Origin of the sequence: Inquilinus sp. NPDC058860, from assembly GCF_042743185.1 — a bacterium.
Taxonomy (GTDB): Bacteria; Pseudomonadota; Alphaproteobacteria; order DSM-16000; family Inquilinaceae; genus Inquilinus.
On record NZ_JBHYMS010000014.1, the window covers coordinates 98,340 to 125,055 of the forward strand.

General features: G+C 67.6%; 30 protein-coding genes. 3 read left to right on the forward strand and 27 right to left on the reverse strand.

Annotated features, from left to right (window positions below):
- From rplR to ACFW16_RS12375, 24 genes are all read right to left on the reverse strand, one after another.
- Complete coding sequence (gene rplR / locus ACFW16_RS12260) at positions 1–366, reverse strand: 50S ribosomal protein L18 (protein WP_034836977.1); 366 nt, start codon at positions 364–366, stop codon at positions 1–3.
- Positions 367–377: 11 nt separating this feature from the next.
- The gene (gene rplF / locus ACFW16_RS12265; RefSeq protein ID WP_380305221.1) at positions 378–911 is read right to left on the reverse strand and encodes a 50S ribosomal protein L6; all 534 of its coding nucleotides are present in this window, start codon (positions 909–911) and stop codon (positions 378–380) included.
- Between the two features lie 11 nt (positions 912–922).
- Positions 923–1,321 carry a 30S ribosomal protein S8 gene (gene rpsH / locus ACFW16_RS12270; protein WP_380305223.1) on the reverse strand — a complete coding sequence of 133 codons (399 nt, stop codon included), beginning with the start codon at positions 1,319–1,321 and terminating at the stop codon, positions 923–925.
- Positions 1,322–1,333: 12 nt separating this feature from the next.
- Positions 1,334–1,639 carry a 30S ribosomal protein S14 gene (gene rpsN / locus ACFW16_RS12275; RefSeq protein ID WP_380305225.1) on the reverse strand — a complete coding sequence of 102 codons (306 nt, stop codon included), beginning with the start codon at positions 1,637–1,639 and terminating at the stop codon, positions 1,334–1,336.
- Between the two features lie 17 nt (positions 1,640–1,656).
- Positions 1,657–2,196, reverse strand: a complete 540-nt coding sequence (rplE, locus tag ACFW16_RS12280; protein WP_380305227.1) for a 50S ribosomal protein L5 — start codon at positions 2,194–2,196, stop codon at positions 1,657–1,659.
- Between the two features lie 8 nt (positions 2,197–2,204).
- Positions 2,205–2,525 carry a 50S ribosomal protein L24 gene (gene rplX, locus ACFW16_RS12285; protein ID WP_225767065.1) on the reverse strand — a complete coding sequence of 107 codons (321 nt, stop codon included), beginning with the start codon at positions 2,523–2,525 and terminating at the stop codon, positions 2,205–2,207.
- Entirely contained in the window at positions 2,522–2,890 is a 369-nt protein-coding gene (gene rplN / locus ACFW16_RS12290) for a 50S ribosomal protein L14 (protein WP_380305230.1), read from the reverse strand. Before rplN ends, rplX begins: the two co-directional genes overlap by 4 nt.
- Before the next feature lie 3 nt (positions 2,891–2,893).
- Positions 2,894–3,175: a 30S ribosomal protein S17 gene (gene rpsQ, locus ACFW16_RS12295; RefSeq protein ID WP_380305232.1), complete on the reverse strand. Its 282-nt coding sequence runs from the start codon at positions 3,173–3,175 to the stop codon at positions 2,894–2,896.
- A 14-nt stretch (positions 3,176–3,189) separates the two neighbouring features.
- Positions 3,190–3,396, reverse strand: a complete 207-nt coding sequence (rpmC, locus tag ACFW16_RS12300; RefSeq protein WP_138892691.1) for a 50S ribosomal protein L29 — start codon at positions 3,394–3,396, stop codon at positions 3,190–3,192.
- Positions 3,397–3,398: 2 nt separating this feature from the next.
- Positions 3,399–3,818 carry a 50S ribosomal protein L16 gene (rplP, locus tag ACFW16_RS12305; RefSeq protein WP_088152687.1) on the reverse strand — a complete coding sequence of 140 codons (420 nt, stop codon included), beginning with the start codon at positions 3,816–3,818 and terminating at the stop codon, positions 3,399–3,401.
- Positions 3,819–3,823: 5 nt separating this feature from the next.
- Complete coding sequence (gene rpsC / locus ACFW16_RS12310; RefSeq protein ID WP_380305234.1) at positions 3,824–4,576, reverse strand: 30S ribosomal protein S3; 753 nt, start codon at positions 4,574–4,576, stop codon at positions 3,824–3,826.
- Positions 4,576–4,953 (reverse strand): 50S ribosomal protein L22, encoded by a 378-nt coding sequence (gene rplV, locus ACFW16_RS12315; RefSeq protein WP_034837015.1) that lies wholly within the window; start codon positions 4,951–4,953, stop codon positions 4,576–4,578. The genes rpsC and rplV overlap by 1 nt, the downstream gene beginning before the upstream one ends.
- A gap of 3 nt (positions 4,954–4,956) precedes the next feature.
- Positions 4,957–5,235 carry a 30S ribosomal protein S19 gene (rpsS, locus tag ACFW16_RS12320; protein WP_342239776.1) on the reverse strand — a complete coding sequence of 93 codons (279 nt, stop codon included), beginning with the start codon at positions 5,233–5,235 and terminating at the stop codon, positions 4,957–4,959.
- Between the two features lie 12 nt (positions 5,236–5,247).
- Positions 5,248–6,072: a 50S ribosomal protein L2 gene (gene rplB, locus ACFW16_RS12325; RefSeq protein WP_380305237.1), complete on the reverse strand. Its 825-nt coding sequence runs from the start codon at positions 6,070–6,072 to the stop codon at positions 5,248–5,250.
- Between the two features lie 4 nt (positions 6,073–6,076).
- On the reverse strand, positions 6,077–6,403 hold the full coding sequence (locus ACFW16_RS12330) for a 50S ribosomal protein L23 (RefSeq protein ID WP_380305239.1): 327 nt from the start codon (positions 6,401–6,403) through the stop codon (positions 6,077–6,079).
- Positions 6,400–7,020 carry a 50S ribosomal protein L4 gene (rplD, locus tag ACFW16_RS12335; protein WP_380305241.1) on the reverse strand — a complete coding sequence of 207 codons (621 nt, stop codon included), beginning with the start codon at positions 7,018–7,020 and terminating at the stop codon, positions 6,400–6,402. The genes ACFW16_RS12330 and rplD overlap by 4 nt, the downstream gene beginning before the upstream one ends.
- Before the next feature lie 2 nt (positions 7,021–7,022).
- The gene (rplC, locus tag ACFW16_RS12340; RefSeq protein WP_380305243.1) at positions 7,023–7,781 is read right to left on the reverse strand and encodes a 50S ribosomal protein L3; all 759 of its coding nucleotides are present in this window, start codon (positions 7,779–7,781) and stop codon (positions 7,023–7,025) included.
- A gap of 10 nt (positions 7,782–7,791) precedes the next feature.
- Complete coding sequence (gene rpsJ, locus ACFW16_RS12345) at positions 7,792–8,100, reverse strand: 30S ribosomal protein S10 (RefSeq protein ID WP_026873858.1); 309 nt, start codon at positions 8,098–8,100, stop codon at positions 7,792–7,794.
- Between the two features lie 340 nt (positions 8,101–8,440).
- Complete coding sequence (gene tuf / locus ACFW16_RS12350) at positions 8,441–9,631, reverse strand: elongation factor Tu (RefSeq protein ID WP_380305245.1); 1,191 nt, start codon at positions 9,629–9,631, stop codon at positions 8,441–8,443.
- Positions 9,632–9,660: 29 nt separating this feature from the next.
- On the reverse strand, positions 9,661–11,736 hold the full coding sequence (gene fusA, locus ACFW16_RS12355) for an elongation factor G (protein ID WP_380305247.1): 2,076 nt from the start codon (positions 11,734–11,736) through the stop codon (positions 9,661–9,663).
- A gap of 27 nt (positions 11,737–11,763) precedes the next feature.
- Positions 11,764–12,234 (reverse strand): 30S ribosomal protein S7, encoded by a 471-nt coding sequence (rpsG, locus tag ACFW16_RS12360; protein ID WP_034842379.1) that lies wholly within the window; start codon positions 12,232–12,234, stop codon positions 11,764–11,766.
- Between the two features lie 12 nt (positions 12,235–12,246).
- Complete coding sequence (gene rpsL, locus ACFW16_RS12365; RefSeq protein WP_026873043.1) at positions 12,247–12,618, reverse strand: 30S ribosomal protein S12; 372 nt, start codon at positions 12,616–12,618, stop codon at positions 12,247–12,249.
- Positions 12,619–12,934: 316 nt separating this feature from the next.
- On the reverse strand, positions 12,935–13,837 hold the full coding sequence (gene sigJ, locus ACFW16_RS12370; RefSeq protein WP_380305250.1) for an RNA polymerase sigma factor SigJ: 903 nt from the start codon (positions 13,835–13,837) through the stop codon (positions 12,935–12,937).
- Between the two features lie 78 nt (positions 13,838–13,915).
- A complete protein-coding gene (locus ACFW16_RS12375; RefSeq protein ID WP_380305252.1) occupies positions 13,916–15,001 on the reverse strand; it encodes a glycosyltransferase family 4 protein in 1,086 nt (361 codons plus the stop codon).
- Between the two features lie 171 nt (positions 15,002–15,172).
- Here ACFW16_RS12375 and ACFW16_RS12380 point away from each other — a divergent pair, with 171 nt between their 5' ends.
- The 3 genes from ACFW16_RS12380 to ACFW16_RS12390 all read left to right on the forward strand — a co-directional run bounded on the left by ACFW16_RS12380 (position 15,173) and on the right by ACFW16_RS12390 (position 16,697).
- A complete protein-coding gene (locus ACFW16_RS12380; RefSeq protein WP_380305254.1) occupies positions 15,173–15,799 on the forward strand; it encodes a 2OG-Fe(II) oxygenase in 627 nt (208 codons plus the stop codon).
- Positions 15,800–15,878: 79 nt separating this feature from the next.
- The gene (locus ACFW16_RS12385; protein WP_380305256.1) at positions 15,879–16,238 is read left to right on the forward strand and encodes a hypothetical protein; all 360 of its coding nucleotides are present in this window, start codon (positions 15,879–15,881) and stop codon (positions 16,236–16,238) included.
- A gap of 90 nt (positions 16,239–16,328) precedes the next feature.
- Complete coding sequence (locus tag ACFW16_RS12390; protein ID WP_380305258.1) at positions 16,329–16,697, forward strand: hypothetical protein; 369 nt, start codon at positions 16,329–16,331, stop codon at positions 16,695–16,697.
- On the opposite strand, the gene ACFW16_RS12395 is transcribed toward ACFW16_RS12390, so the two are convergent.
- From ACFW16_RS12395 to rpoB, 3 genes are all read right to left on the reverse strand, one after another.
- A complete protein-coding gene (locus ACFW16_RS12395; RefSeq protein ID WP_380305260.1) occupies positions 16,664–17,857 on the reverse strand; it encodes a glycosyltransferase in 1,194 nt (397 codons plus the stop codon). The two genes, ACFW16_RS12390 and ACFW16_RS12395, sit on opposite strands and share 34 nt — an antisense overlap.
- Before the next feature lie 190 nt (positions 17,858–18,047).
- A complete protein-coding gene (gene rpoC / locus ACFW16_RS12400) occupies positions 18,048–22,373 on the reverse strand; it encodes a DNA-directed RNA polymerase subunit beta' (RefSeq protein WP_380305262.1) in 4,326 nt (1,441 codons plus the stop codon).
- Positions 22,374–22,454: 81 nt separating this feature from the next.
- Entirely contained in the window at positions 22,455–26,645 is a 4,191-nt protein-coding gene (gene rpoB / locus ACFW16_RS12405) for a DNA-directed RNA polymerase subunit beta (protein WP_380305264.1), read from the reverse strand.
- Between the last annotated feature and the right edge of the window lie 71 nt (positions 26,646–26,716).

The window sequence follows — 26,716 nt, forward strand, 5'->3', positions numbered from 1 at the left end:
TCAGAAGTCCAGGCCGCCCTCACGGGCGGCATCGGCTAGGGCCTTGACCCGGCCGTGATACAGGTAGTGTCCACGATCGAACACGACCTTGTCGACGCCGGCCGCCTTGGCGCGCTCCGCGAGGAGCTTGCCGACCGCGGCCGCGGCCTCGATGGTGGCGCCGGTCTTCAGCGACCCGCGCAGGTCCTTCTCGATCGACGAGGCGGCGGCAAGGGTCTTGCCGGCCTGGTCGTCGATGACCTGGGCGTAGATCTGCTTGGAGGACCGGAACACGGACAGGCGAACCCGGCCATAGCGGGCCTGGCTCAGCTTGTGGCGGAGACGCTCCTTGCGGCGCTCGCGCAGCTCGTTGGTCTTGGTGGTCATCCCGGCCGTCCTTACTTCTTCTTGCCTTCTTTGCGCAGGATGGTCTCGGTCTCGTACTTGATGCCCTTGCCCTTGAAGGGCTCGGGCTTCTTGTACCCGCGGATTTCCGCGGCGACCTGACCGACGCGCTGCTTGTCGAAGCCGGTGATCGAGATGGAGGTCGGCTTCTCGCACTTGATCGCGATCCCCTCGGGGATCGCGTAGCGCACCTCATGGCTGAAGCCGAGCGTCAGCACCAGCTCCTTGCCCTGGACCGCGGCGCGGTAACCGACGCCGTTGATCTCGAGGTTGGTGGTGAAGCCCGTGCTGACCCCGACCACCATGTTGTTGATCAGGGTGCGGCTGGTGGCCCACATGGTCTGCGCCAGGCGCGACTGGCTCTTCGGCTCGACCTTGATCGCGCCGTCTTCCATCGAGACCTTGATCTCGTCGTTGACCGCGAGCTTGAGCTGGCCGAGCTTGCCCTTGACCGAGACGGCCTGGCCCGAGACCGAAGCGTCGACCCCGGCCGGCACCTTGACCGCGTGTTTGCCGATTCGTGACATCGCCGGTCTCCTCAGAACACGCGGGCGAGGATCTCGCCGCCGACATTGGCGGCGCGGGCCTCGACATCCGACATCACGCCGCGCGGCGTCGACAGGATGGAGATGCCCAGCCCGTTGTACACCTTCGGCAGGTCCTTGATGCCCGAGTAGACGCGGCGGCCCGGCTTCGACACGCGGTCGATGCGCTTGATCGCCGGCTGGCCCTCGGCATATTTCAGCTCGACCTTGATGGCCGCGATGCCGGTGCTGACCTCATGGGTCTCGTAGCCGCGGATGTAGCCCTCGCGCTTCAGCACGTCGAGGACGTTGGCCCGCAGCTTCGAGGCCGGGGTCTCGATCACGGCCTTGCCGGCCCGCTGGCCGTTGCGGATACGGGTGAGCAGATCGCCCAACGGATCACTCAGCGACATAATCCGTACTCCTTACCAGCTCGACTTGGTCATGCCGGGGATCTGCCCGCGCGAGGCCAGCTCGCGCAGCGCGATACGGCTCAACTTGAAGCGCCGGTAGAAGGCCTTCGGGCGACCGGTCAGCTCGCACCGGTTGTGGATGCGCACCGGAGAGGAATTCCGCGGCAGCTCCGCCAGCTTCAGGCGGGCGGTGAAGCGGTCTTCCATCGGCAGGCTTTGGTCGTTGGCGATCGACTTCAGGCGCTCGCGGCGGCCGGCGAACGCCTTCGCCAGCTTCTCGCGACGCTTGTTCTTCTCGACCGAGCTCTTCTTGGCCATGATCTATCCTTGCTCGTTCAGCTGACGAACGGGAAGTCGAAGGCCTTGAGGAGTGCACGCGCCTCCTCGTCGGTCTTCGCGCTCGTCACGATAACGATGTCCATTCCCCGCACCGTCTCGATCTTGTCGTAGTCGATCTCGGGGAACACGATCTGCTCCTTGATGCCGAGGGCGTAGTTGCCCCGGCCGTCGAAGGACTTGGGCGACAGGCCGCGGAAGTCGCGGACCCGCGGCAGGGCGATGTTCACCAGGCGGTCCAGGAACTCGTACATCCGCTCGCGGCGCAGAGTGACCTTGGTGCCGATCGACATGCCTTCGCGCAGCTTGTAGACCGCGATCGACTTCCGGGCCTTCGTGATCACCGGCTTCTGGCCGGAGATCAGCGTCAGCTCGGACGCGGCCGCCTGGATCTTCTTGCTGTCGGCGACGGCATCGCCGACGCCCATGTTGATGATGATCTTCTCGATCCGCGGCACCTGCAGGTCGTTCGCGTAGGCGAAGTCCTGCTTCAGCTTCGGCCGGATGACCTTGTCGTAGTGGGATTTGAGACGGGACATGGCCACCCTCACCGATCAATCACTTCGCCGGAGGCCTTGGCGACCCGGACCTTGCGGCCGTCCTCGAGCGTCTTGAAGCCGACGCGGGTCGGCTGGCCGCTCTTCGGGTCGACATGCGCCACGTTCGAGACGTGCAGCGCAGCCTCCTGCTCCACGATCCCGCCCTGCGTCTTCGCGGACTGGCGGGTGTGGCGCTTCACGATGTTCACGCCGCGGACGACGACGCGGTCGTCGGCCGGACGGACCTCGATGACCTCGCCCTTCTTGCCCTTGTCACGGCCGGCGAGGACGACGACCTGGTCGCCTTTCTTGATCTTCGCAGCCATCACAGCACCTCGGGAGCCAGCGAGATGATCTTCATGAACTTCCTGGCCCGCAGCTCGCGAGTCACGGGCCCGAAGATGCGGGTGCCGACCGGCTCGCCCTGCTTGTTGATCAGCACGGCCGCGTTGCGGTCGAACTTGATCGTCGAGCCATCCGGGCGGCGCAGTTCCTTGGCGGTCCGAACGATGACGGCGCGATGCACGTCACCCTTCTTCACGCGGCCCCGCGGAATCGCCTCCTTGATCGACACGACGATGACGTCGCCGACGGTGGCGGTCCGGCGGTGGGAACCGCCCAGCACCTTGATGCACATCACCCGACGGGCGCCGGAATTGTCGGCGACGTCCAGATTCGTCTGCATCTGAATCATGGTTTACGCTCCCGAAACAGCGGGGTCGGCCGACACGCCCAGGGCGCTGGCCTCGGTCTCGGACAGGACGAGCCAGGACTTCCGCTTGCTGATCGGCCGGGTCTCGATGATCGAGACGCGGTCGCCGACCTTGCAAACGTTGGCCTCGTCGTGGGCGAGGTACCGCTTGGTCCGCTTGATGAACTTCTTGTAGACCGGGTGCATCAGGTTGCGTTCGACGAGGACCGTGACGGTCTTGTCAGTCTTGTCGGACACAACCGTCCCGATGAGCACGCGCCGCGGCATGGCTCACAATCCTCTTACTTGGCCGGCGCGGCATCCTTGCCGCGCTGGCCCATGACGGTCTTGATGCGCGCGATGTCGCGACGCACGACGCGAACCCGCGCCGTGTTCTCGAGCTGGCCCGACGCGGCCTGGAAGCGCAGGTTGAACTGCTCCTTCTTCAGCGCGAGCAGATCGTCCTTCAGCTGGTCCGGCGTCTTGGCGCGGACGTCTTCGATATCCATGGTCAGACCTCCTCTCCAAGGCGGGCAATGAACTTGCAGGCGATCGGCAGCTTGGCGGCGGCCAGGGCGAAGGCTTCCTTCGCCAGGTCGCCGGGCACGCCGTCGAGCTCGAACATGACGCGGCCGGGCTTGACCTTGGCGGCCCAGAACTCCGGCGCGCCCTTGCCCGAACCCATGCGGACTTCGGCAGGCTTCGACGACACGGGCACGTCCGGGAAAATCCGGATCCAGACCCGGCCCTGACGCTTGATGTGGCGGGTGATCGCGCGGCGGGCCGCCTCGATCTGCCGCGCCGTCAGCCGGGCCGGCTCCTGCGCCTTCAGGCCGTAGGCGCCGAAGTTCAGCGTGGTGCCGCCCTTCGCAACGCCGTGGATCCGGCCCTTGTGCTGCTTGCGGTACTTGGTGCGCTTGGGACTCAGCATGATCCTCAGCCCTCCCGACCGCGATCGCGATCGCGGCCACGACGGTCGTCACGACGATCGCCACGCTCCGGCCGGGCCGAAGACGGGCCGGCGGCCGCCTCGGCCGCCCGCTTGTCCTGGGCCATCGGGTCATGGGCGAGGATCTCGCCCTTGAACACCCAGACCTTGACGCCGCAGGTGCCGTAGGTGGTCTTCGCCGTCGCCGTGCCGTAATCGACATCGGCGCGCAGCGTGTGCAGGGGCACGCGGCCCTCGCGGTACCACTCGGTGCGGGCGATCTCGGCGCCGCCGAGGCGGCCGCCGCAGTTGATGCGGATGCCCTGGGCGCCCAGGCGCATCGCGTTCTGCACCGCGCGCTTCATGGCGCGGCGGAACGCCACGCGGCGCTCGAGCTGGTTGGCGATGTTCTCGGCGACCAGCTTGGCGTCGATCTCCGGCTTGCGGATCTCGACGATGTTCAAGCTGACCTCGCTGCCGGCCATCTTCGCCAGCTCCTGGCGGAGCTTCTCGATGTCGGCGCCCTTCTTGCCGATCACCACGCCCGGACGGGCGGTGTAGACCGTGACGCGCGCCTTCTTCGCCGGCCGCTCGATGACGATGCGGCTGATGCCCGCCTGGGCCAGACGCTTCTCGAGGAACTCGCGGATCTTGAGATCGGCGTGCAGCAGGCCGGCATAGTCCTTGGTCGCGAACCAGCGCGAATCCCAAGTCCGGTTGATGCCGACCCGAAGGCCGATCGGATTGACTTTCTGACCCATTACGCCGTCTCCCGCTCCCGGACGATGACCGTCAGGTTCGACCAGAGCTTCTCGATGCGGGACGCACGGCCGCGGGCGCGGGCATGGAACCGCTTCATGACGATCTGCCGCCCGACATAGGCCTCGGCGACGTAGAGCCGATCGACGTCCAGCTGGTGATTGTTCTCGGCATTGGCGATCGCCGACTGCAGCACCTTCTTCACGTCGTCGGCGATGCGACGGCGGGAGAAGGTGAGCTCGGCCAGCGCCTTGGCCGCATCCTTGCCTCGGATCGACTGAGCGACGAGGTTCAGCTTGCGGGGGCTGGTGCGCAGCGTCTTCGCAAACGCGCGCGCCTCATTCTCCGCAAGGCGAGGGGGGTTCTTCTCCTGTCCCATCGCTTACTTCCTCTTCGACTTCTTGTCCGACGCGTGGCCGTAGTACGTCCGCGTCGGCGAGAACTCGCCGAACTTGTGCCCGACCATGTTCTCGTTGACCACGACCGGCAGGAACTTCTGCCCGTTGTAGACACCGAAGGTCAGGCCGACGAACTGCGGCAGGATGGTCGAGCGACGCGACCAGATCTTGATGATCTCGTTCCGGCCCGACGAGCGCGACTTGTCCGCCTTCTTCAGCAGATAGCCGTCGACGAACGGGCCCTTCCAAACGGAGCGTGCCACCGTCGCTCTCCCTTACTTCTTGCGACGGCGGATAATGAGCTTATCCGTCGCCTTGTTGCTGCGGGTCTTGCGGCCCTTGGTCGGCTTGCCCCACGGGGTGACCGGATGACGGCCGCCCGAGGTGCGGCCTTCGCCACCACCATGCGGATGGTCGACCGGGTTCATGGCGACACCGCGGGTGACCGGCTTCTTGCCGAGCCAGCGGTTGCGGCCGGCCTTGCCGATCGAGATGTTCGACTGGTCCGGGTTGGAGACCGCGCCGACCGTGGCGAAGCACTCGCCGCGCACGATGCGCAGCTCACCCGAGGCCAGCTTCAGCTGGGCGTAGCCCATGTCGCGGCCGACCAGCTGGGCGTAGGTGCCGGCGGAACGCGCCAGCTGGCCGCCCTTGCCGGCCTTCAGCTCGACATTGTGGACGATCGTGCCGACCGGCATGCTGCGCAGCGGCATGGCGTTGCCCGGCTTGATGTCGACCTTCTCGCCGGCGACGACCTTGTCGCCCGCAGCCAGGCGCTGCGGCGCCAGGATGTAGGCCTGCTCGCCGTCCTCGTAGGTGACGAGGGCGATGAAGGCGGTCCGGTTCGGATCGTATTCCAGGCGCTCGATCGTGCCGACGACGCCGAGCTTGCGGCGCTTGAAGTCGATGATCCGGTAGGTGCGCTTGTGCCCGCCGCCCTGATGGAAGGCGGTGATCCGGCCGGTGTTGTTGCGGCCGCCCTTCTTGGTCAGGCCTTCGGTCAGGGTCTTGACCGGCTTGCCCTTCCACAGGCCCGAGCGATCCACCTGGACCAGCTGGCGCAGGCCCGGGGTGATGGGATTGAATGTCTTCAAGGCCATCGGATCAAACCCCCGTGGTCACGTCGATCTGCTGCCCTTCGGCGAGCGTCACGACGGCCTTCTTCACATCCGAACGCTTGCCCGGGAGGCCCCGGAAGCGCTTGGTCTTGCCCTTGACGATCAGCGTGTTCACCGCGGTGACCTTGACGCCGAACACGCCTTCGACCGCACCGCGGATCTCGGGCTTGGTGGCGTCGAGCGGCACCTTGAACACGACCTGGTTGTGGCCGGCGGCGAGCGTCGCCTTCTCGGTGATCACCGGCGCGCGGATGATGTCGTACATCCGCGGGGTGACGGCCGTGTCGGCCTTCTTCTTGCGGGAGCGGATCATTTCAGGCGAGCCTCGAGCTGCTCGACCGCCTGGCGCGACAGCACGAGGGTGTCACGGCGCAGGATGTCGTAGACGTTGGCGCCCTGGCTGGGCAGCACGTCGATGAACGGCAGGTTCCGGGCGGCGAGAGCGAAGTTGGTGTCGATCTGCTCGCCGGCCAGGATCAGCGCGGAGTCGAGACCCAGCGCGGTCAGCTTGGCGGCGAGGCCCTTGGTCTTGTGGCTGTCGGCCACGACCGCATCGACCACGACCAGCTTGCCGTCGGCCGCCTTGGAGGACAGCGCGTGGCGCAGGGCCAGCTTGCGGACCTTCTTCGGCAGGTCGTGCGCATGGCTGCGGACGACCGGCCCGAAGATCCGGGCGCCGCCGCGGAACTGCGGCGACCGCGTCGAGCCCTGGCGGGCGTGACCCGTGCCCTTCTGCTTGTAGGGCTTCTTGGTCGTGCCGCTGATCTCGCTGATGCCCTTGGTCTTGTGGTTGCCGGAGCGGCGCTTGGCCAGCTGCCAGTTCACCATGCGGAAGAGCAGATCGGTGCGGACCTCGAGACCGAACACGGAATCGTCGAGCTCGATCTCACCGGCGCTGGTGTTGTCGAACGTCTTGACGGCGATCTTCATGCTCAGCCCTCCTGACCGGCAGCGTCAGCCGCAGGAGCTTCAGCAGCCCCGGCTTCGGCAGCAGGCGTCTCGGTCGCCGCAGCGGCAGCCTTGCGGACCGCACCCGGGAACGGGACGTCCTTCGGCGCCGGCCGCTTGGCCGCGTCGCGGATCAGCACCCAGCCGCCCTCGGCGCCCGGAACCGCACCCTTGACCATGATCAGGCCGCGCTCGACATCGGTGGTGACGACGGTGAGGTTCTGCACCGTCACCCGCTCATCGCCGAGATGGCCGGCCATCTTCTTGTTCTTGAACACCTTGCCGGGGTCCTGCCGCTGGCCGGTCGAACCATGCGACCGGTGCGAGACGGACACGCCGTGCGAGGCGCGCAGGCCACCGAAGTTCCAGCGCTTCATGACGCCGGCGTAGCCCTTGCCGATCGAGGTGCCGGTGACGTCGACGATCTGGCCGGCCAGGAAATGGTCGGCGGTCAGTTCGTCACCGACGGTCAGCAGCGCATCGCTGCTGACGCGGAACTCGACCAGCTTCTTCTTCGGCTCGACCTCGGCCTTGGCATAGTGGCCGCGAACCGCCTTGGAGACGTTCTTGACCTTGGCCTTGCCGGCACCGAGCTGCACCGCGGTGTAGCCGTCGGTCGCCTCGGTCTTCACCGCGACGACCTGGACGCCGTCGAGCTTCAGGACCGTGACCGGGACGTGCTGGCCCTCGGCGTCGAAAATTCGTGTCATGCCCAGCTTCTGGGCGATCAATCCGGAGCGCATCGTCACCGCCTCAGAGCTTGATCTCGACATCGACACCGGCCGCGAGGTCGAGCTTCATCAGAGCATCGACGGTCTGCGGCGTCGGGTCGACGATGTCGAGCAGACGCTTGTGGGTGCGGATCTCGAACTGCTCGCGCGACTTCTTGTCGACATGCGGCGAGCGGTTGACGGTGTAGCGCTCGATGTTCGTCGGCAGCGGGATCGGCCCGCGCACCCGAGCACCGGTCCGCTTCGCGGTGTTGACGATCTCGCTGGTCGACTGGTCGAGCACGCGATGATCGAACGCCTTGAGGCGGATACGGATGTTCTGACTGTCCATCGTTCTGTATCCGAGTGTTCTTGCCGAGAGGTGGAAAACCGGCTCATTCCGGCCCCCACGTCGCGAACAGTCCAAAAAAAAACTCACCCAAGCCGCGAGGGGGCTCGGGTGAGGCGCGTTTCATAACCGAGCCCGCCCCGAATGTCACGCCCGGAATCCGGGTCGTGACGCTTTCGTGATCGGGCCCGCCATGCGCGAGGCTCAAGGCTCGTCGCCCATCGCCTCTCTCATCCCGGGCCGCCCTTTCCGTGCCGCCTTGCGGCGGGGGACGGAGGTACGGTCCTTGGTCCTTCACGAGCCGGGAGCCGAGGCCCCCGACCCATGATCCTTCAAGCCATCATCACTTGATGATGGAGGCGACGACGCCGGCGCCGACGGTGCGGCCGCCCTCGCGGATGGCGAAGCGCAGGCCCTCATCCATCGCGATCGGCGCGATCAGAGTGACCTTCATCGAGATGTTGTCGCCCGGCATCACCATCTCGGTGCCCTCCGGCAGCTCCACCACACCGGTCACATCCGTCGTCCGGAAGTAGAACTGCGGACGGTAGTTGGTGAAGAACGGCGTGTGACGGCCGCCCTCTTCCTTGGTCAGGATGTACGCCTCGGCCTTGAACTCGGTGTGCGGCGTGATCGAGCCCGGCTTGGCCAGAACCTGGCCGCGCTCGACCTCCTCGCGCTTGGTGCCGCGCAAGAGCGCCCCGATGTTGTCGCCCGCCTCGCCCTGGTCCAGCAGCTTGCGGAACATCTCCACGCCGGTGCAGGTCGTCTTCACCGTCGGCTTCAGACCGACGATCTCGATTTCCTCACCCACCTTCACGATCCCGCGCTCCACGCGACCCGTCACCACCGTGCCGCGACCCGAGATCGAGAACACGTCCTCGATCGGCATCAGGAACGGACGGTCCTTCGGACGCTCCGGCTGCGGGATGTAGCTGTCGACCTTCGACATCAGCTCCAGGATCGCGTCACGACCCAGCTTCGCGTCGCCGTCCTCCAGCGCCACCAGCGCCGAGCCCGGCACGATCGGAATGTCGTCCCCCGGGAAGTCGTAGCTCGACAGCAGCTCCCGGACCTCGAGCTCCACCAGCTCCAAGAGCTCCGGATCGTCGACCATGTCGACCTTGTTCAGGAACACCACCAGCGCCGGAACGCCCACCTGCCGCGCCAACAGGATGTGCTCGCGCGTCTGCGGCATCGGCCCGTCCGCCGCCGACACCACCAGGATCGCGCCGTCCATCTGCGCCGCACCCGTGATCATGTTCTTCACGTAGTCGGCGTGGCCCGGGCAGTCCACATGCGCGTAGTGACGGTTCGCCGTCTCGTACTCCACATGCGCCGTCGAGATCGTGATCCCGCGCGCCTTCTCCTCCGGCGCCTTGTCGATCTGGTCGTACGCCGTGAACGTCGCCCCGCCAGACTCCGCAAGGATCTTCGTGATCGCCGCCGTCAGCGACGTCTTCCCGTGATCCACGTGGCCGATCGTGCCGATGTTGCAGTGCGGCTTCGTCCGCTCAAACTTCGCCTTCGCCATTCTCTCTCTCCGTTCTTCTCACGCGCGCATCAAGCCAGCTTGGCGCGGACTTCGTCGGCGATCGCCTGGGGCACTTGCTCGTAGTGATCGAAGTGCATCGAGTACTGGGCGCGGCCCTGGGACATCGACCGCAGGGTGTTGACGTAGCCGAACATGTTGGCCAGCGGCACCATCGCCGCGATGACCTGGGCGTTGCCGCGGCTGTCCATGCCCTGGATCTGGCCGCGCCGGCTGTTCAGGTCGCCGATGACGTCGCCCATGTAGTCCTCGGGCGTCACCACCTCGACCTTCATGATCGGCTCGAGCAGCGCCGGCCGGGCCTTCGGAATGCCCTCGCGGAACGCAGCACGGGAGGCGATTTCGAACGCCAGCACCGAGGAGTCGACGTCGTGGTAGGCACCGTCGATCAGGGTCGCCTTGAAGTCGATCACCGGGAAGCCGGCGATCACGCCGGTGTCCTTGGCCGAGTTCAGGCCCTTTTCCACGCCCGGGATGTATTCCCGCGGCACGGTGCCGCCGATGACCGAGCTTTCGAACTGGTAGCCCGACCCCGCGGGCAGCGGCTCGAACACCAGCTTGATGCGGGCATACTGGCCCGAACCGCCGGTCTGCTTCTTGTGGGTGTAGTCGATCTCGGACCGCTGGGTGATGGTCTCGCGATAGGCCACCTGCGGCGCGCCGACATTGGCGTCGACCTTGAACTCGCGCTTCATGCGGTCGACCAGGATCTCGAGATGGAGCTCGCCCATCCCCTTGATCACGGTCTGGCCGCTTTCCGCATCGACGGCGACGCGGAAGGACGGATCCTCCTGCGCCAGGCGCTGCAGCGCGGTCGACATCTTCTCCTGGTCGGCCTTCGACTTCGGCTCGACCGCGACCTCGATGACCGGCTCCGGGAACTCCATGCGCTCGAGCACGATCGGCTTGGCCGGATCGCACAGCGTGTCGCCCGTCGTGGTGTTCTTCAGGCCGACCAGCGCGACGATGTCGCCGGCGCTGGCCTCCTTGATCTCCTCGCGGTTGTTCGCATGCATCAGCAGCATGCGGCCCACCCGCTCCTTCTGGTTCTTGACCGAGTTCTGGACGTAGGAGCCGGCCAGGAGCGTGCCCGAATAGATGCGGGCGAAGGTCAGCGAGCCGACGAACGGGTCGGTCATGATCTTGAAGGCGAGAGCCGAGAACGGCGCCTCGTCATTGGTCGGCCGGGTGTCGGCCTCGTCCGAATCGATCTTGTGGCCCTGGACCTCGGCGACGTCGAGCGGCGACGGCAGGAAGTCGACCACGGCGTCGAGCAGGGTCTGCACGCCCTTGTTCTTGAAAGCGGAGCCGCAGAGCACCGGCACGAACTTGAACGCCAGCGTACCCTTGCGGATGCAGGCGCGCAGCTGGTCCGGAGTCGGCTCGGTGCCCTCGAGATAGGCTTCCATCACCGTGTCGTCCATCTCGACCGCGGTGTCGAGCAGGGCCTGGCGATACTCCGCTGCCTTCTCCTTCAGATCGGCCGGGATGTCCTCGAAATGGAAGCTGGCGCCGAGGCTGTCGTCCTCCCAGATCACCGCCCGGTTCTCCACCAGGTCGACGATGCCGGAATAGTCGCCCTCGATGCCGATCGGCATGTTCAGCACCAGGGGCACCGCGCCCAGCCGGTCCTTGATCATGTCGACGCAGCGATAGAAGTTCGCGCCGATCCGGTCCATCTTGTTGACGAAGCAGATCCGCGGCACGTGGTACTTGTCGGCCTGGCGCCAGACGGTCTCGGACTGCGGCTCGACGCCGGCCACTGAATCGAACACCGTCACCGCGCCATCGAGCACGCGCAGCGAACGCTCGACTTCGATGGTGAAGTCGACGTGGCCGGGCGTGTCGATGATGTTGACGCGGTAGTCGCGCCAGAACGCGGTGGTGGCAGCCGAGGTGATGGTGATGCCGCGCTCCTGCTCCTGCTCCATCCAGTCCATCGTCGCCGTGCCTTCATGCACTTCGCCGATCTTGTAGGACTTTCCGGTGTAGTAGAGGATTCGCTCGGTCGTGGTCGTCTTACCGGCATCGATGTGCGCCATGATGCCGATGTTGCGGTATTTCTCGATCGCGTGGCTACGCGGCATGATCGGTCTCTCGGGCCGGAGGCTGGGTTACCAGCGGTAGTGCGAGAACGCCTTGTTGGCGTCCGCCATCTTGTGCGTGTCTTCGCGCTTCTTCACCGCGGCGCCGCGCTGGTTGGCGGCGTCCATCAGCTCGTTCGAGAGGCGGTCGACCATGGTGGTCTCGGAGCGCTTGCGCGCGGCCGCGATCAGCCAGCGGATGGCCAGGGCCTGGCCACGCTCGGCACGGACTTCGACCGGCACCTGGTAGGTGGCGCCGCCGACGCGGCGCGAGCGGACCTCGACATGCGGGCGAACATTCGCCAGCGCCTCGTGGAACGCCACGATCGGGTCGGCCTTGGTGCGGGCCTGCAGCTTGTCGAGGGCGCCGTAGACGATGCTCTCGGTGGCCGACTTCTTGCCGTCGTACATGAGGTTGTTCATGAACTTCGACAGGATGACATCGCCGAATTTCGGGTCCGGCAGGATCTCACGCTTCTCGGCGCGATGGCGACGGGACATGGGGAGACCTCCTTACTTCGGACGCTTGGCGCCGTACTTCGACCGGCGCTGGCGACGATCCTTGACACCCTGCGTATCGAGCGTGCCGCGAATGATGTGGTAGCGCACGCCCGGCAAGTCCTTCACACGGCCGCCGCGGATCATGACGACCGAGTGCTCCTGCAGATTGTGGCCCTCACCCGGGATGTAGCTGGTGACCTCGAACCCGTTGGTGAGGCGCACGCGCGCCACCTTACGAAGCGCCGAGTTCGGCTTCTTCGGGGTCGTGGTGTAGACACGGGTGCAAACGCCACGCTTCTGCGGGCAGGCCTGGAGAGCCGGCACCTTGTTGCGCGCCCGCTGCGGCTGGCGCGGCTTACGGATCAACTGATTGATCGTCGGCATATCTGCCCTTCTTGGTTCTTCGACAAAAACGGCCCGGCAAAGCGGCCCACCCCTCCGGTCGCCACTGGCTCGACACCACAATCCGAGAGAAGGATGACGCAAACGATACAGGACCCCGAGGCGCCCACACCTGCGGGGCCAACCGGAGTCCTTCGCTTGTCGCGGCCGCATCCCAGATGCATCCGCGGTCGTCTGTCTCTGCGGAAAGCGCGTCTAACCCGTCGCAAAACGGGTTACAGCCGGCTCCCGGAAAAGCGCGCGGACTATACGGATGCACCCATGCCCCGTCAAGCCGCATCGATCGCCTCCGGAACGATCAGGCGCCGCCCTGCCCAGGCAGCGAAACCGAGCCCAGCTTATCGGGATTGCGGGTCCAGAACACGCCGGTGATTCCCTCGGGTCCGACGGCGATGCCGATGGTGCCCATCAACTGGTCGCCATCCATCACCACATAGCCCTGCTGGCCGTTGATCCAGCGCGGCAGATAGGTGAATTCGCGGCCGAACTTGCGCCAGACGCCGTGCAGGAACTGGGCCACCCGCTCGCTGCCCTCGATGACGTTCATCGCCGCCCGCACCTTGCCGCCGCCGTCGCTGTACAGCTGGGCGTCGCGGGCCAGCAGCGCGATCAGCTGTGCCAGGTCGCCGGAGCGCAGCGCGTCATGGAAGGCGGTCAGCATCGCCTCGTGCTGCGGCTGCGGCACCGGCTCGGCGGCGGGGCCGCTGCCCTCCAGCTTGCGCCGCGCCCGGCTGACCAGCTGCCGGGTGGCCGCGTCGCTGCGGTCGAGCGCCGCCGCCACGGCCGCGTGCTCCAGGCCGAAGACATGCTGCAGCAGATAGGCCGCGCGCTCGACCGGGGTCAGCTTTTCCAGCAACAGCAGGAAGGCGGTGGTCAGGGTCTCGCTGCGCTCCAGCTCCTCGGCGGCGGAGGGGGCGGTCTCGGTCACCAGCGGCTCCGGCAGCCACGGGCCGACATAGGTCTCGCGCCGGTGCCGGGCCGATCGGAGCTGGTCGATGCACAGCCGGGTGCAGGCGGTGACCAGCCAGGCCCGGGCGTTGTCGATCGCGCCGCGGTCGACTGCCTGCCAGCGCAGCCAGGTCTCCTGCACCGCGTCCTCGGCATCGGCGCGCGAGCCGAGCATGCGGTAGGCCAGCCCCCAGAGAACCCTGCGGGCGGCCTCGAATTCCGCGGCGTCGGAGCGGGCATGGGCATGATCCATCTGCGTCTCGGGGGCAAAGGGCGACACGGACAAGACGGAACAGCCTTCAAGAATGTGACGTCGGGTGAAGATATGGCCTCAGCGCCGCGCGGCGGCGAGGTGGCGGGCGCGGATCTCGTCGAGCCCGGCGACGATGGCACGGGCGTCGAACCGGGCCCGGGCCCGGGCCGGCCCCTCGACCTGCAGCCGGCGGCGCAGCGCCGGGTCGCCGATCAGGGTCTCGGCCGCCGCCTGGATGGCCTCCGCCGTCACCTTCGGCAGGGTCACCGCGGTGTCGGCGGTGATCTCGCGCAGGCCGCCGGTGCCGGAGCAGATCAGCGCCGCGCCCCAGGTCAGCGCCTCCAGCGCGGTCCGGCCGAACGGCTCCTCATAGACCGAGGGCACCGAGGCGATGGCGGCGCGGCGGACCCAGCCCATCACCTCGTCATGCGGCATGAAGGGCAGGAACTGCGCCCGGTCGCCGGCCTCGGCCAGGGTCGCCTTGACCCGCTCGACGAAAACCGGGTCGCGGCCGCGGCCGATCATCACCGCCCGCCAGTCCGGATGCGCCGCCAGCACCGGCTTCATCGCCCGGGCGAATTCCAGCGGCCCCTTGTCCGGGATCACCCGCCCGACCTGGACGATGATGTTCTCCTTGGCCTCGGGCGGGGGCGCCGGCGCGTCCATGTCGAGGCCGTTGTAGACCACGTCGAGCGTGCCCTTGTACCAGGGCGCGTGCTCCCGGAAGTGCCGGCGCAGCGCCTCGGACACGAAGACGAAGCCGGCGAAGCGGGACACCGCGGCGCGGTAGTGCAGCCGCCACAGCAGGCCCTTGTGGAAGCGGATGAAGTTGTGCCGGAAGTACAAGAGCGGCACCCGCGGCAGCGCCCGGGCCAGGGCGGAGGCCGTCACCCGGTGGGCGTGGACCTCGATCAGCGACGGGTTCAGGGCCGCGATCTGCGGCAGCGCCCGCTTCATCCAGCGGCGGTGCGGCTCGCCCTCCTCGAGCGGGATCGGGTGGAAGCGGATGCCGGGAAAGGGCTCGCCCGCATCCTGCCCGACCACGACGATGTCCTGCGCGTAGCGGCTGAAGGTGACGGTATCGCGCGCGTAGAGATCGACCGGGCTGGCGCCGACGGCGCCGAACTTCATCTTGCGCGGCAGGACGATGACGATGGGACCCATGGATACCTCCGGGCGCCTTTATGGCGGCCCGGCGTCCCCGACGCCAGGGTTCTGCCGGGCTGCGACCGCGCTGCGAGTTGATCGCAGCCGGCCCGGGGCCTATTCTCCGCCGCGAGATCGCGCGGCCGGCCTCGCTTCGGGCCGCGGGCCGCGCTTCAGGAGAACGGTGTGATGCTTCGCTACGATGTGCTCGAACAGGCGGCGGTGGACCGGACGCCGTTCCCGCATGTGATTTCCGGGGACGTGCTGCCCGAGGCGCGGCGCGCCGAGCTGGAGAAGGATTTCCCCGACATCCCGATCACCGGCTTCGTGCCGCCGGACGAGTACCCGGCCGGCGCCGCGTTCCAGGAGCTGGTGTCGGACGTCACCAGCAAGGAATTCGCCACCATGCTGGGCGCCAAGTTCGGCCTCGACCTGGCATCGAAGCCGACCCTGGTGACGGTGCGGAAATGGTCGGAGCCGGCGGCGGGGCGGCCGCACACCGACGGGCCGGACAAGATCGTCACCGCGCTGGTCTATCTGAACCAGGAATGGGCCTCGACCGAGGGCTGCCTGCGCATCCTGCCGGCCCAGGACATCAACAGCCCGGGCGCCCGGGAAGTGGCACCGACCTTCGGCAACTTCCTGGCGTTCCAGCGCTCGGACCATTCCTGGCACGGCCACCTGCCGTTCAAGGGCGAGCGCCGGGTGCTGCAGATCGCCTGGTGCGTCAACGAGGAGGCGATCGCCCGCAAGCGCAAGCGCCACGGCCAGTCCAGCTTCCTGAAGAAGCTGTTCTCCTTCGGCAAGAAGCATTGAGCGGAGCGGCCGGCGCCCCATATCGCGGGGGCGCCGGCCCGATCCTCCGCCGGCCGCGCTGCCCCCGGGAGAGCCGGCCATGACCGCGATCCGCGCCCTTTTCGCCTGCCTCCTGCTCCTGCCCGGCTGCGCCGCCAGCCTGCCGCCGGCCGCCCCGCCGGATCCGGCGGTCGCGGCCAAGGTGAGAACGCTGTCGGACGACGATCCCTGCAGCGACGCCTTCGCCGGGGTGCTGACCGCCTATCGCATTCCGCCCGACCGGATCGTCGGCTTCGTGCTGCCGACGGTGGCGCATGACCATCCCGGCCTGCCGCTGCTGCGCCAGGCCTGGTTCAAGCTGTCCGGCGGCGGCAGCCTGGTGCTGGGCTACGACGCGACCCAGTGCTGGGTCACGGACATCAACGCGCGCGACGGGGCGGTGCTGCCCGCCATCGGCTGATCCCGGGGGCATTGAGCAGGACGGCCGGCATCCCATATCGCATCAGGGGCCCGGCCCGCGGGTCGGCCCCCCGATCGACGGGAGACGGCCATGCATCCGATCCGAACCCTTGTCGTCGCCGGCTTCGTCCTGACCGGCTGCATCGCCGCGGCGCCGCCCGAGGCCCCGCCCGACCCCGCGCTGGCGTCGAAGCTCCGGCAACTCTCGGACAACAATGCCTGCAGCGACCGGATCGCGGGGGCGTTGACCGCGGCGGGGGTCACGGCCGACCGGATCACCGATTACGACCTGGCGCCGGCGGCCACGGGCGGCCGGCGCAACGGGGGGACGCGGCGAAACCTGCAGCGTCAGGCCTGGCTCAAGATGGCCGGCGGCGGCAATGTCGTGGTGCAGTACGAGCCATCGTCCTGCCGCATCTCCCTCGTCTACGCCCGCGACGGCGCGACCCTGCCGGGCTGATCCGGCCGGACTGAAGCAGCGAGACGCTCCAGCAGCGGCACCGCCGTGGCGACCTCCGGCATCGCGGCGACCTCCCGTGCCATCCGCTCTGCCGCCCGACGATAGGCGGGATCGGCCAGCACCGCCTCTGCGGCCTCGCGCACCGCCTCCGGCGTGCAGCCGACCGGGTCGAGCACCCGGGCGATGCCGAGCGCGGCGCAGCGTTCGGCATTCGCCGGCTGGTCCGCCCCGATCGGCAGCAGGACCATCGGCACGCCATGCGCCAGCGCCCCGATCACGCTGCCCGATCCGGCCTGCGAGACCATCAGCCCGCAGCGGGGCAGCAGCAGCGACTGCGGCACGTACCGCTCGATCCGGACATGGGGCGGCTGCGGCCCGAGCGCCGCCGGGTCGATCTCGCGCCCGGTGGTGACGACCAGGCCGGCCGGCAGGTCGCGCAGCCCCGCGATCACCCGATCCAGCAGATCCCCGGATTCGAGATGGAACACGGTGCCGAGCGTGGCGTAGACGACCGGCCGGTCCGCCGGCAGGGCGGCGAGCCAGGGCGGCCCGTCCGCGACGGCCTCGTCCGCCGCAGGACGGATCAGCCGCGCCGTGGCCGGCAGCGGATGGGCCGGGTCGCGGAACGATGGCGGCACCGGCGACAGCACCAGATGCCGGCGGAGCATCGCCAGATCGGGATCGGGTGCGAGCCCGTGGGCCGTGCGCAGGGCGTTCAGCGGCTCCGCCACCAGGTCGGGCCGGACCAGCGCGCCGGCCGCGATCACCAGCACCGAGGCGTGCGGCAGGCCCAGGCGCTCGGCCGCGACCATGGCACCGAAATCCATCTCGTCGCAGACCAGGAGGCCCGGCCGCCAGCGGCCGCAGAGATCGACCAAGGCGGCCGCCCGGTCGCGCGCCGTCCGGCCGGCGAAGCCGTCGCGCACCGCCCGGTCCTCGCGCGCGGCGTCGAAGGCGAGCAGCGCCGTCCGGACGGGGGCCGAGCGCAGCGTCTCCCCGCCGGTGGCGAAGGCGGCGAAGCCGGCGGCCTCGACCGCTTCCGCCATCGCCGGCTGGCCGGCGAAGGCGACGGCATGGCCGGCCGCCCGCACGGCCCGCGCAATCGGCACCAGCGGCAGGAAATGCCCATTGCCACCGGCGAAGCTGAACAGGACACGCATTGCGATCTCCGTCGACCGAATGGAGTCAGTTCGTAGGTTGGGTTCGCGACGCGAACCCAACACTGGTCCGGGCTGCGCGATGTTGGGTTCGCCGAAGCGAACCCAACCTACGCGAGATGCTCAGGCTTCGGACAAAGAAAAACCCCCTCCGGCGGACCGGAGAGGGCTTTTCTTTGGAGCCAAGGCCGGATCAGGCGGCAGCTTCGCCCGAGGGCAGGGCCGGCTCGCCGTCCTGCTCCTCGTGCTGCAGCCGGGCGACCCGGTCGCGCTCGCCGGCGATCGCTCGCAGGCGGTTGACCACCGAGCCGGTGCCCGCCGGGATCAGGCGGCCGACGATGACGTTCTCCTTGAGGCCGGCCAGGTCGTCGACCTTGCCGGAGACCGCCGCCTCGGTGAGGACGCGGGTGGTCTCCTGGAACGAGGCCGCCGAGATGAACGACTTGGTCTGCAGCGAGGCCTTGGTGATGCCCTGGAGCACCGAGACGCCCTTGGCCGGCCGCAGGTTCTCGCGGATCGTCTTCTCGTTCTCCTCCTCGAAGTCCTCGCGGTCGATCTGGTCGCCGATCAGGAGGGTGGTGTCGCCCACCTCCGTGATCTCGACCTTCTGCAGCATCTGGCGGACGATCACCTCGATGTGCTTGTCGTTGATCTTCACGCCCTGCAGCCGGTAGACGTCCTGGATCTCATTGACCAGGTAGTCCGCCAGCGCCTCGACGCCGAGGACCGACAGGATGTCGTGCGGCACCGGGTTGCCGTCCAGCAGCTGGTCGCCCTTGAGGACGTAGTCGCCTTCCTGCACCGAGATGTGCTTGCCCTTCGGAATGAGGTATTCGCGCTCGTCGCCCGACTCCTCGTTCCGCACGACGATGCGCCGCTTGGTCTTGTAGTCCTTGCCGAACTCGACCCGGCCATCGAGGTCCGAGATGATGGCGTAGTCCTTCGGCTTGCGGGCCTCGAACAGCTCGGCGACGCGCGGCAGACCGCCGGTGATGTCACGCGTCTTCGAGCCTTCGCGCGGGATGCGGGCCAGCACGTCGCCGGCCTGGACCTGCGCGCCGTTCTCGACCTGCAGGATGGCGTCGACCGAGAGGAAGTAGCGCGCCTCCAGGCCGTTCGGCAGGCGGATCACCTCGCCCTTCTCGTCGCGCAGGACGATGCGGGGCTTCAGCTGGTCGCCGCGCGGCTGCTGCCGCCAGTCGACCACCACCTTGGCCGAGATGCCGGTCTGCTCGTCGACGACCTCGCGCATCGAGACGCCTTCGACCAGGTCCATGTAGGTCGCCGTGCCCGCCTTCTCGGTGATGATCGGCATGGTGTACGGATCCCACTCGGCCATCTTGCGGCCGCGCTCGATCGTCTCGCCGTCATCGACCAGCAGCTTGGCGCCGTAGGGCAGGCGGTGGCGCGCCTTTTCGCGGCCCTGCCCGTCGACCAGCTGCAGCTCGCAGTTGCGGCTCATCACCACCAGGACGCCCTGGCCGTTCTTCACCACGTTCCGGTTCTTGATCTGGACCTTGGCGTCGAACGCCGCCTCGATCGCCGACGCCTCGGCACCACGCTGGGCCGCGCCGCCGATGTGGAACGTCCGCATCGTCAGCTGGGTGCCCGGCTCGCCGATCGACTGCGCCGCGATGACGCCGACCGCCTCGCCGATGTTCACCGTGGTGCCGCGGGCCAGGTCGCGGCCGTAGCACTTGCCGCAGATGCCGCCCTTGGTCTCGCAGGTCAGGGCCGACCGGATCAGCACCCGGTCGATGCCGGCGACCTCGACCGCCTCGACCAGCGCCTCGTCGATCAGCTCGCCCTGCTTGACCACCACGTCGCCGGTCAGCGGGTGCAGCACGTCCTCGCCGGCGCAGCGGCCGAGGATGCGCTCGCCCAGCGGCACGATCACCTCGCCGCCGTCGATCACGGCGCCGGTGGTGATGCCGTTCCTGGTGCCGCAATCCTCCTCGATCACCACGCAATCCTGGGCGACGTCGACCAGGCGGCGGGTGAGGTAGCCGGAGTTCGCGGTCTTCAAGGCGGTGTCGGCCAGCCCCTTGCGGGCGCCGTGCGTCGAGTTGAAGTACTCGAGAACGGTCAGGCCTTCCTTGAAGTTCGAGATGATCGGCGTCTCGATGATCGAGCCGTCCGGCTTCGCCATCAGGCCGCGCATGCCGGCGAGCTGCCGGATCTGCGCCGCCGAACCGCGGGCGCCGGAATGGGCCATCATGTAGACCGAGTTCACCTGCCGGCTGGGGTCGGTGAGCGTGGCCTGGATCTCGGCCATCATCTCGCGCGCCACCTCGTCGGTGGTGTTCGACCACACGTCGACCACCTTGTTGTACTTCTCGCCGCGGGTGATCAGGCCGTCGAGATACTGGTTCTCGTACTCCTTCACCAGCTCGGACGCCTTGGCGATCAGCCCTTCCTTCGCCTTCGGGATGACCATGTCGTCCTTGCCGAAGGAGATGCCGGCGCGGCAGGCATGGGCGAAGCCCAGGCCCATCAGCCGGTCGCAGAAGATCACCGTCTCCTTCTGGCCGCAGTGGCGGTAGACGATATCGATGACGTTGGTGACGTCCTTCTTCGTCAAGAGCCGGTTAACCTGCGAGAACGGCACCGCCGGGTGCCGCGGCAGGATCTCGGACAAGAGCATCCGGCCCGGCGTGGTGGTGACGCGCTGGATGATCTCCTGGCCGTTCTCGTCGACCGTCTTGAACCGGGTCTTGATCCGGCTGTGCATGCCGATCACGCCGGCCGCCATTGCCTGCTCCATCTCGCCGATCGAGGCGAAACGGGGGATCTGGTGGGCGGTCAGCTTGCCCGACTTCAGCTTCTCGAACACCGCCTTGACGTCGGTGGCGTCGACCACGTCCGCCGGCTTGGCCGGGTTCTGCAGGATGATGTCGTCATTGGTGATCGCGGACGTCAACGCCTCGATCCCGTCGATCGACAGCGCCGGGCCGAGCTTGTCGTTGCGCTCCATCGACAGGTAGTAGATGCCGAGGACGATGTCCTGCGACGGCACGATGATCGGCTTGCCGTTGGCCGGGCTGAGGATGTTGTTGGTCGACATCATCAGCACGCGGGCCTCGAGCTGGGCCTCGAGCGCGAGCGGCACGTGCACGGCCATCTGGTCGCCGTCGAAATCGGCGTTGAAGGCGGTGCAGACCAGCGGGTGCAGCTGGATCGCCTTGCCCTCGATCAGGGTCGGCTCGAACGCCTGGATGCCCAGGCGGTGCAGCGTCGGGGCGCGGTTCAGGAGGACCGGGTGCTCGCGGATCACCTCCTCGAGGATGTCCCAGACCTCCGGCCGCTCCTTCTCCACCATCCGCTTCGCGGCCTTGATGGTGGACGCCATGCCGTACAGTTCGAGCTTGTGGTAGATGAACGGCTTGAACAGCTCGAGCGCCATCTTCTTCGGCAGGCCGCACTGGTGGAGTTTCAGCTCCGGCCCGACGACGATGACCGAACGGCCCGAATAGTCGACGCGCTTGCCGAGCAGGTTCTGGCGGAACCGGCCCTGCTTGCCCTTCAGCATGTCGCTGATCGACTTCAGCGGGCGCTTGTTGGCGCCGGTGATGACGCGGCCGCGACGGCCGTTGTCGAACAGCGCGTCGACCGCCTCCTGCAGCATGCGCTTCTCGTTGCGCACGATGATGTCGGGCGCGCGCAGCTCGATCAGCCGCTTCAGGCGGTTGTTGCGGTTGATGACGCGGCGATACAGATCATTGAGATCCGAGGTCGCGAAGCGGCCGCCGTCCAGGGGGACGAGCGGACGCAGCTCCGGCGGGATCACCGGAACGACGTCGAGCACCATCCACTCCGGATGCGAGCCGGATTCGAGGAAGGCGTCGATCAGCTTCAGCCGCTTGACCAGCTTCTTGCGCTTGGCCTCGGAGCCGGTCTCGCGCAGCTCCTCACGGACCTGCACCCGCTGCTCCTCCAGGTCCATGCCCGAAAGCATGCCCTTGAGGGCCTCGGCGCCGATCTTGGCGGTGAAGGCGTCCTCGCCGTACTCGTCCTGGGCGCGAAGATACTCGTCCTCGGTGAGGAGCTGGTTCTTCTTCAGCGCGGTCAGGCCGGGCTCGACCACCACGAAGCTCTCGAAGTACAGGACCTTCTCGAGATCCTTCAGCGTCATGTCGACCATCAGGCCGATGCGCGACGGCAGCGACTTCAGGAACCAGATGTGCGCCACCGGCGAGGCCAGCTCGATATGGCCCATGCGCTCGCGCCGGACCTTCGACAGCGTGACCTCGACGCCGCACTTCTCGCAGATGATGCCGCGGTACTTCATGCGCTTGTACTTGCCGCACAAGCACTCGTAGTCCTTGATCGGACCGAAGATCCGGGCGCAGAACAGGCCGTCGCGCTCCGGCTTGAAGGTCCGGTAGTTGATCGTCTCCGGCTTCTTGATCTCGCCATAGGACCAGGAGCGGATGCGCTCCGGGCTGGCGATCTGGATCTTGATCTGGTCGAAGCTCTGCGGCGTCGAGACCTGGCCGACGAGATTCATCAACTCGTTCATGTACCTGCTCCCCCGGGGGTAGGGACGGACAAATAGGGTTCAGCGGCGGCCGATCCTGTCGGACCGGCCGCCGGAGACGGATCAGTAGGTGCGCTGCTCGAGCTCGACATTGAGGCCCAGCGACCGCAGCTCCTTCATCAGCACGTTGAAGGATTCGGGGATGCCGGCCTCGAAGTTGTCGTCGCCGCGGACGATCGCCTCGTAGACCTTGGTGCGGCCGGACACGTCGTCCGACTTCACCGTCAGCATCTCCTGCAGCGTGTACGCGGCGCCGTAGGCCTCGAGCGCCCACACCTCCATCTCGCCGAAGCGCTGGCCACCGAACTGGGCCTTGCCGCCCAGCGGCTGCTGGGTGACCAGGCTGTACGGGCCGATCGACCGGGCGTGGATCTTGTCGTCCACCAGGTGGTGCAGCTTCAGCATGTAGATGTAGCCGACGGTCACCTTGCGGGCGAACTGCTCGCCGGTGCGGCCGTCCTGCAGCGTGACCTGGCCCGAGGAGGCCAGGCCGGCCTTCTCCAGCATGTGGACGATGTCGTCCTCGCGGGCGCCGTCGAACACCGGCGTCGCCATCGGGACGCCCTTGCGCAGGTTGCCGGCCATCTCGACCAGCTCGTCCGCGGACATGCTCTCGATGTCCTCGTCGTACTGGGCGGCGCCGTACACGTCCTGCAGCTTGCCCTGCAGCGCCTTCACCGTCTTGCCGGTGTCCTCGCCGCGCCGGGCCTGGGCCTGGTACTGGTCGACGACCTCGCCGATCTGGCGGCCGATGCCGGCGGCCGCCCAGCCGAGATGGGTCTCCAGGATCTGGCCGACATTCATGCGGCTGGGCACGCCGAGCGGGTTCAGCACCAGGTCGACATGGGTGCCGTCCTCGAGATACGGCATGTCTTCGATCGGCATGATCTTGGACACCACGCCCTTGTTGCCGTGCCGGCCGGCCATCTTGTCGCCGGGCTGCAGCTTGCGCTTCACCGCGACGAAGATCTTGACCATCTTCATCACGCCGGGCGGCAGCTCGTCGCCGCGCTGCAGCTTCTCGACCTTGTTGTCGAACCGCGCCTCCAACGCCTTCACCTGGTCGTCGAAGTGACGGCCCATGGCCTCGATATCGGCCATGCGCGCCTCGTCGGCGATGGTGATCTGGCGCCACTGGCCGCGGCTGAAGTCCTTCAGCTGCGCCTCGCCGATCTCGCCGCCGGTGGCGAAGCCCTTCGGCCCGGAGACCGAGGTCTGGCCCAGCAGCAACTCCTTGAGGCGGGCGAAGAAGCTGCGCTCCAGGATCGCGCGCTCGCTGTCGCGGTCCTTGGCCAGCCGCTCGATCTCGGCCCGCTCGATCGCCAGCGCACGCTCGTCCTTGTCGACGCCGCGGCGCGAGAACACCCGCACCTCGACGATCGTGCCGGTGACGCCCGGCGGCAGGCGCAGCGAGGTGTCGCGGACGTCGGACGCCTTCTCGCCGAAGATGGCGCGGAGCAGCTTCTCCTCCGGCGTCATCGGGCTCTCGCCCTTCGGCGTGACCTTGCCGACCAGGATGTCGCCCGGCTTCACCTCGGCGCCGATATAGACGATGCCCGCCTCGTCGAGGTGGCGCAGCGCCTCCTCGCCGACATTCGGGATGTCACGGGTGATCTCCTCCTGGCCGAGCTTGGTGTCGCGCGCCATCACCTCGAATTCCTCGATGTGGATCGAGGTGAAGACGTCGTCCTTGACGATGCGCTCGGAGATGAGGATCGAGTCCTCGAAGTTGTAGCCGTTCCAGGGCATGAAGGCGACGAGCACGTTGCGGCCGAGCGCGAGCTCGCCGAGCTCGGTCGACGGGCCGTCGGCCACGATGTCGCCCTTGCGCACCCGGTCGCCGACCTTCACCAGCGGCCGCTGGGTGATGCAGGTGCTCTGGTTCGAGCGCTGGAACTTCAGCAGGTTGTAGATGTCGACGGTCGAGGCGGCGCCCTCGGTGTCGGTCACCCGCACGACGATGCGGGTGGCGTCGACCGTATCGACGATGCCGGCACGGCGGGCGACGATGGTGACGCCGGAATCCCGGGCCACCGTGCCCTCCATGCCGGTGCCGACCAGGGGCGCGTCGGCGCGCACCAGCGGCACCGCCTGGCGCTGCATGTTCGAGCCCATCAGCGCGCGGTTGGCATCGTCGTTCTCGAGGAACGGGATCAGCGCCGCGGCCACCGAGACGATCTGCTTCGGCGAGACGTCGACCAGGTCGATCGATTCCGGCTTCGACATGATGTAGTCGCCGCCCTGCCGGCAGGAGACGAGGTCGCCGACGAAACGGCCTTCCTCGTCCAGCTCGGCATTCGCCTGGGCGATGGTGTAGCGGCTCTCCTCCATCGCCGAGAGGTAGATCACCTCGTCGGTGACGCGGCCGTCCGCCATCTTGCGGTACGGGCTCTCGATGAAGCCGTACTTGTTCACCCGGGCGTAGGTTGCGAGCGAGTTGATCAGGCCGATGTTCGGGCCTTCCGGCGTCTCGATCGGGCAGATCCGGCCGTAATGGGTCGGATGCACGTCGCGCACCTCGAAGCCGGCGCGCTCACGGGTCAGGCCGCCCGGCCCGAGGGCCGAGAGGCGCCGCTTGTGCGTGATCTCGGACAGCGGGTTGGTCTGGTCCATGAACTGGCTGAGCTGCGAGGAGCCGAAGAACTCCCGCACCGCCGCCGCCGCCGGCTTCGCGTTGATCAGGTCGTGCGGCATGATCGTGTCGATATCGACCGACGACATGCGCTCGCGGATCGCGCGCTCCATGCGCAGCAGGCCGACGCGGTACTGGTTCTCCATCAGCTCGCCGACCGAACGGACGCGGCGGTTGCCGAGGTTGTCGATGTCGTCGATCTCGCCGCGGCCGTCCTTCAGCTCGACCAGGATCTTAAGGATCTCGAGGATGTCGAGCTTGCGCAGGACGCGGAGTTGGTCGTCGGTCTCGAAGCCCAGGCGCGCGTTCATCTTCACCCGGCCGACGGCCGAGAGGTCGTAGCGCTCCTGGTCGAAGAACAGGCCGTTGAACAGCGCCTCGGCGCTCTCCAGCGTCGGCGGCTCGCCGGGGCGCATGACGCGGTAGATGTCGATCAGCGCGTCCTCGCGGCTGGCGTTGCGGTCGATCGCCAGGGTGCTGCGGACATAGGGTCCGACATTGACGTGGTCGATGGCGAGCACGGTCAGGGTGTCGAAGCCCTTCTCCTCGAACAGGTCGAGGACGGCCTGGGTGACCTCGTCACCGGCCTCGAAGAAGACCTCGCCGGTCTTCTCGTCGATCACGTCGCCGGCCAGGTAGCGGCCGGCCAGGTCCTCGGCCGGGACCAGAATCTCGGTGACGCCCTGCTCGGCCAGCTTCTTGATGACGCGCGGCGTCATCTTGGTGTCGGTCTGGGCCACCACCTCGCCCGAGGCGGCGTCGACCAGGTCGGCCGTCAGCTTGACGCCCTTCAGCCGCTCCGCGTCAAAGGCGGTCTTCCAGCCGTCCTTGGCGCGCGTATAGGCGACGCTGCCGTAGAAGAAGCCGAGGATCTCCTCCCGGCTCATGCCCTGCGCCTCATAGGGCTGCAGGCCGCGGCCTTCCTTCGCCCGAGCCTCGCGCAGCGCGGCGGTCTCGGCCGAATCCAGCGCCATCAGCAGCGTCGTGGTCGGCAGCTTGCGGCGGCGGTCGATGCGGACATAGAGATGGTCCTTGGCGTCGAACTCGAAGTCGAGCCAGGAGCCGCGATAGGGGATCACGCGGGCGGCGAACAGGTACTTGCCCGAAGAATGGGTCTTGCCCTTGTCGTGGTCGAAGAACACGCCCGGGCTGCGGTGCATCTGGGAGACGATGACGCGCTCGGTGCCGTTGATGATGAAGGTGCCGTTCGCCGTCATGAGCGGCATGTCGCCCATGTAGACGTCCTGCTCCTTGATGTCGCGGATCGAGCGCAGGCCCGTATCCTCCTCGACATCGAACACGGTCAGGCGCAGCGTCACCTTGAGCGGCGCGGCGAAGGTCATGCCCCGCTGCTGGCACTCCTCGACGTCGTATTTCGGCTCTTCCAGCTCGTAGGAAACAAAATCGAGCTCGGCGCGTTCAGAGAAGTCCTTGATCGGAAAGACCGACCGGAACACCTCCTGCAGGCCGACCACGGCCCGGGCCGCCGGCTTGACGTTCATCTGCAGGAACTGATCGTAGGAGCTGCGCTGCACCTCGATCAGGTTGGGCATTTGGGCGACCTCGGGGATCCGCCCGAAACTCTTGCGGACGCGCTTACGGCCGGTGAAGGTCTGAGCCATGTGAGCCCCTCGTTTCCAACAAATGCCGAACAGGTACGGAACACAAACGCCCGTTCGCGGCCGACCCCTGG

Bases quoted from the DNA above. Each gene is read 5' to 3' on its own strand.
- rplR (WP_034836977.1), bottom strand. From the start codon at position 366: ATGACCACCAAGACCAACGAGCTGCGCGAGCGCCGCAAGGAGCGTCTC.
- rplF (WP_380305221.1), bottom strand. From the start codon at position 911: ATGTCACGAATCGGCAAACACGCGGTCAAGGTGCCGGCCGGGGTCGAC.
- rpsH (WP_380305223.1), bottom strand. From the start codon at position 1,321: ATGTCGCTGAGTGATCCGTTGGGCGATCTGCTCACCCGTATCCGCAAC.
- rpsN (WP_380305225.1), bottom strand. From the start codon at position 1,639: ATGGCCAAGAAGAGCTCGGTCGAGAAGAACAAGCGTCGCGAGAAGCTG.
- rplE (WP_380305227.1), bottom strand. From the start codon at position 2,196: ATGTCCCGTCTCAAATCCCACTACGACAAGGTCATCCGGCCGAAGCTG.
- rplN (WP_380305230.1), bottom strand. From the start codon at position 2,890: ATGATTCAGATGCAGACGAATCTGGACGTCGCCGACAATTCCGGCGCC.
- rpsQ (WP_380305232.1), bottom strand. From the start codon at position 3,175: ATGCCGCGGCGCGTGCTCATCGGGACGGTTGTGTCCGACAAGACTGAC.
- rpmC (WP_138892691.1), bottom strand. From the start codon at position 3,396: ATGGATATCGAAGACGTCCGCGCCAAGACGCCGGACCAGCTGAAGGAC.
- rplP (WP_088152687.1), bottom strand. From the start codon at position 3,818: ATGCTGAGTCCCAAGCGCACCAAGTACCGCAAGCAGCACAAGGGCCGG.
- rpsC (WP_380305234.1), bottom strand. From the start codon at position 4,576: ATGGGTCAGAAAGTCAATCCGATCGGCCTTCGGGTCGGCATCAACCGG.
- rplV (WP_034837015.1), bottom strand. From the start codon at position 4,953: ATGGGACAGGAGAAGAACCCCCCTCGCCTTGCGGAGAATGAGGCGCGC.
- rplB (WP_380305237.1), bottom strand. From the start codon at position 6,072: ATGGCCTTGAAGACATTCAATCCCATCACCCCGGGCCTGCGCCAGCTG.
- ACFW16_RS12330 (WP_380305239.1), bottom strand. From the start codon at position 6,403: ATGATCCGCTCCCGCAAGAAGAAGGCCGACACGGCCGTCACCCCGCGG.
- rplD (WP_380305241.1), bottom strand. From the start codon at position 7,020: ATGAAGATCGCCGTCAAGACGTTCGACAACACCAGCGCCGGTGAGATC.
- rplC (WP_380305243.1), bottom strand. From the start codon at position 7,781: ATGCGCTCCGGATTGATCGCCCAGAAGCTGGGCATGACACGAATTTTC.
- rpsJ (WP_026873858.1), bottom strand. From the start codon at position 8,100: ATGGACAGTCAGAACATCCGTATCCGCCTCAAGGCGTTCGATCATCGC.
- tuf (WP_380305245.1), bottom strand. From the start codon at position 9,631: ATGGCGAAGGCGAAGTTTGAGCGGACGAAGCCGCACTGCAACATCGGC.
- fusA (WP_380305247.1), bottom strand. From the start codon at position 11,736: ATGCCGCGTAGCCACGCGATCGAGAAATACCGCAACATCGGCATCATG.
- rpsG (WP_034842379.1), bottom strand. From the start codon at position 12,234: ATGTCCCGTCGCCATCGCGCCGAGAAGCGTGAGATCCTGCCGGACCCG.
- rpsL (WP_026873043.1), bottom strand. From the start codon at position 12,618: ATGCCGACGATCAATCAGTTGATCCGTAAGCCGCGCCAGCCGCAGCGG.
- sigJ (WP_380305250.1), bottom strand. From the start codon at position 13,837: ATGGATCATGCCCATGCCCGCTCCGACGCCGCGGAATTCGAGGCCGCC.
- ACFW16_RS12375 (WP_380305252.1), bottom strand. From the start codon at position 15,001: ATGGGTCCCATCGTCATCGTCCTGCCGCGCAAGATGAAGTTCGGCGCC.
- ACFW16_RS12380 (WP_380305254.1), top strand. From the start codon at position 15,173: ATGCTTCGCTACGATGTGCTCGAACAGGCGGCGGTGGACCGGACGCCG.
- ACFW16_RS12385 (WP_380305256.1), top strand. From the start codon at position 15,879: ATGACCGCGATCCGCGCCCTTTTCGCCTGCCTCCTGCTCCTGCCCGGC.
- ACFW16_RS12390 (WP_380305258.1), top strand. From the start codon at position 16,329: ATGCATCCGATCCGAACCCTTGTCGTCGCCGGCTTCGTCCTGACCGGC.
- ACFW16_RS12395 (WP_380305260.1), bottom strand. From the start codon at position 17,857: ATGCGTGTCCTGTTCAGCTTCGCCGGTGGCAATGGGCATTTCCTGCCG.
- rpoC (WP_380305262.1), bottom strand. From the start codon at position 22,373: ATGAACGAGTTGATGAATCTCGTCGGCCAGGTCTCGACGCCGCAGAGC.
- rpoB (WP_380305264.1), bottom strand. From the start codon at position 26,645: ATGGCTCAGACCTTCACCGGCCGTAAGCGCGTCCGCAAGAGTTTCGGG.